The organism is Mycobacterium colombiense, from assembly GCF_003284975.1.
GTDB lineage: Bacteria > Actinomycetota > Actinomycetes > Mycobacteriales > Mycobacteriaceae > Mycobacterium > Mycobacterium europaeum_A.
In genome coordinates, this window is record NZ_QMEU01000206.1 from 1 (window position 1) to 2,920 (window position 2,920).

At 68.6% G+C, this 2,920-nt stretch carries 2 protein-coding genes and 1 pseudogene; all 3 read left to right on the forward strand.

Annotation, left to right across the window (positions count from 1 at the left end):
- A pseudogene (locus DQP58_RS26360) lies at positions 1–385 on the forward strand (FeS-binding protein); the annotation flags it as partial.
- A gap of 32 nt (positions 386–417) precedes the next feature.
- Positions 418–1,710 carry a pyridoxal phosphate-dependent aminotransferase gene (locus tag DQP58_RS26365; protein WP_112710966.1) on the forward strand — a complete coding sequence of 431 codons (1,293 nt, stop codon included), beginning with the start codon at positions 418–420 and terminating at the stop codon, positions 1,708–1,710.
- A gap of 31 nt (positions 1,711–1,741) precedes the next feature.
- Positions 1,742–2,920, forward strand: a 1,179-nt coding sequence (locus DQP58_RS26370; protein ID WP_133259450.1) for a YibE/F family protein, incomplete at its 3' end; no start/stop codon positions are given.

The window sequence follows — 2,920 nt, forward strand, 5'->3', positions numbered from 1 at the left end:
GCGACCCGGCGCTAAGAAGGCGGCACCGGCGGCCGAGGCTTCGAAGGCAGCGGCCCCCAAGGCCGAGGCCCCGTCGGAAGCGGCCCCCGAAGCCCAGACCGAGACCAAGGCCGAAGCCAAGGAACCCGCGGCGCCGGTCAAGGGCCTGGGCATCGCCGCGGGCGCCAAGCGACCCGGAGCCAAGAAGGCGGCGCCGAAGGCCGAGGCCCCCAAGGCGGGAGCCCCTGAAGCGGAAGCGCCCAAGGCGGAGGCTCCCAAAGCTGAAGCCGAGCCGGCGCCGAAAGCGGAGCCGGCAAAGGAGACCAACGGCGACGACGCATCGTCGCAGCCGCCGGTCAAAGGCCTGGGCATCGCCCGTGGGGCGCGTCCCCCGGGCAAGCGCTGAGCTGCGTCTTTGCCGCTTGACAGCAAATTTCAGTGGACAGTGATGGCACCATTAGTGATGTGACCACCCATCACCTGCCCCTACACGCGTCGGCTCATCACCGGCCGCAACGCAGTTTTGCGCAGTCGTCGAAGCTCCAGGACGTCCTGTACGAGATCCGCGGGCCGGTGCACGCGCAGGCCGCGCGGCTGGAGGCCGAGGGGCATCGCATCCTCAAGCTCAACATCGGCAACCCGGCGCCGTTCGGCTTCGAGGCGCCCGACGTGATCATGCGTGACATGATCCAGGCCCTGCCGTACGCCCAGGGCTACTCCGACTCGCAGGGCATCCTGCCCGCCCGCCGGGCCGTGGTGACCCGCTACGAGTTGGTCGACGGATTTCCCCGCTTCGACGTCGACGACGTCTATCTGGGCAACGGGGTGTCCGAGCTGATCACCATGACCCTGCAGGCCCTGCTCGATAACGGCGACGAGGTGCTGATCCCGTCGCCGGACTACCCGCTGTGGACGGCGTCGACCTCCCTGGCGGGCGGCACGCCCGTGCACTACCTGTGCGACGAGACGCAGGGCTGGCAGCCCGACATCGCCGACATGGAGTCCAAGATCACCGAGCGGACCAAGGCGCTGGTGGTGATCAACCCGAACAACCCGACCGGCGCGGTCTACACCAGCGAAGTCCTCACCCAGATAGTCGATTTGGCGCGCAAGCACGAGCTGCTGCTGCTCGCCGACGAGATCTACGACAAGATCCTCTACGACGACGTCAAGCACATCAACCTGGCCACGCTGGCGCCGGACATGCTGTGCCTGACCTTCAACGGCCTGTCCAAGGCCTACCGGGTGGCCGGCTATCGGGCCGGGTGGCTGGCGATCACCGGGCCCAAGGACCACGCCGGCAGCTTCATCGAGGGAATCAACCTGCTGGCCAATATGCGCCTGTGCCCCAATGTTCCGGCGCAGCACGCGATCCAGGTGGCACTGGGCGGCTATCAGAGCATCGACGACCTGGTGCTGCCCGGCGGACGGCTGCTCGAGCAGCGCGACGTCGCATGGTCCAAGCTCAACGAGATTCCGGGCGTGTCCTGCGTCAAGCCGGCCGGTGCGCTCTACGCGTTCCCCCGGCTGGATCCCGAGGTCTATGACATCGACGACGACGAACAGCTCGTCCTCGATCTGCTTTTGCAGGAAAAGATTTTGGTCACCCAGGGCACCGGCTTCAATTGGCCGGCACCGGATCACCTGCGCATCGTGACGCTGCCGTGGGCCCGCGATCTGGCGGCCGCGATCGAGCGGTTGGGCAATTTCCTGGTCGGCTATCGACCGTAGGCACCGGTGCGGGGCCTCTACTCTCGACCGGGTGACCCACTCGCACTCGCACAGCCTGCCGCCGGGCCCGTCCGCCGTCGATCCGTTGCCCGCCAGGATCGTGGTGGGGTTGTTGGTCGCGATCGGCGTGGCGGTGGCCGTCGGGGCGATTGTGTTGTGGCCCAGCCGGCAGCACGTCGACATCCCGATGCCGCTGCAGAACGCCGCCGGCGGCGCGGTGAGCACGCAGGCCGGGCACGTGCTGTCCAGCGGGATGGGCGACTGCGGCAGCGCGTCGGTCAGCCAGGTCCTCACCGGCGCGCCGCAACTGGCGCCGCCCGGCGCGGGACGCTGCGTGCTGACCCAGGTGTCGATCGACTCCGGCCCCAACGCCGGCGCCCAGACGCTGCTGGAGTCCTCCCCCGGCCCGGGGCAGCCGAAATTTGCTGTGGGCGACCGCATTCGGCTCGTCCGCCAGGTCGACGACCAGGGTGCCACCAGCTACGCGTTCTACGACTTCGAACGTGGTTGGGCGCTGGCCGGTTTGGCGATCGCGTTCGCGGTGGTGATCGTGGCCGTGGCGCGGTGGCGTGGGCTGCTGGCCCTGGTGGGCATCGTGGTCGCGTTCGTGGTCTTGGTGACGTTTTTGCTGCCGGCGCTGCGCGACGGCGCGCCGGCGGTGCCGGTGGCGCTCGTCGCGTCGGCGGCCATCCTGTACGCGGTCATCTATCTCGCCCACGGGGTCAACCTGCGGACCAGCGCCGCGCTGCTGGGCACCCTGGCGGCCCTGCTACTGGCAGCCGTATTATCCTGGGCGGCAATACAATTGGCGCAGCTGACCGGCTTGTCCGACGAGCAGAACAGCACGGTCAGCGCGTATCTGGGCAGCGTGTCGATCGGCGGCCTGCTGCTGGCCGGCTTCATCATCGGCTCACTCGGTGTGCTCAACGACGTGACGGTGACCCAGGCCTCGACGGTGTTCGAGCTCGCCCACCTCGGCGGCTCGCGGCGGGCGATCTTCGTCGGCGCCATTCGGGTGGGGCGCGATCACATCGCCAGCACGGTCTACACCCTGGTGCTGGCTTACGCGGGTAGTTCGCTGCCGCTGCTGTTGCTGTTCAGCGTGGCCAACCGCTCGTTGACCGACGTGTTGACCAGTGAGAGCGTGGCCGTCGAGATCGCCCGGTCCGCGGTGGGCGGCATGGCACTGGCGCTGTCGGTGCCGCTGACG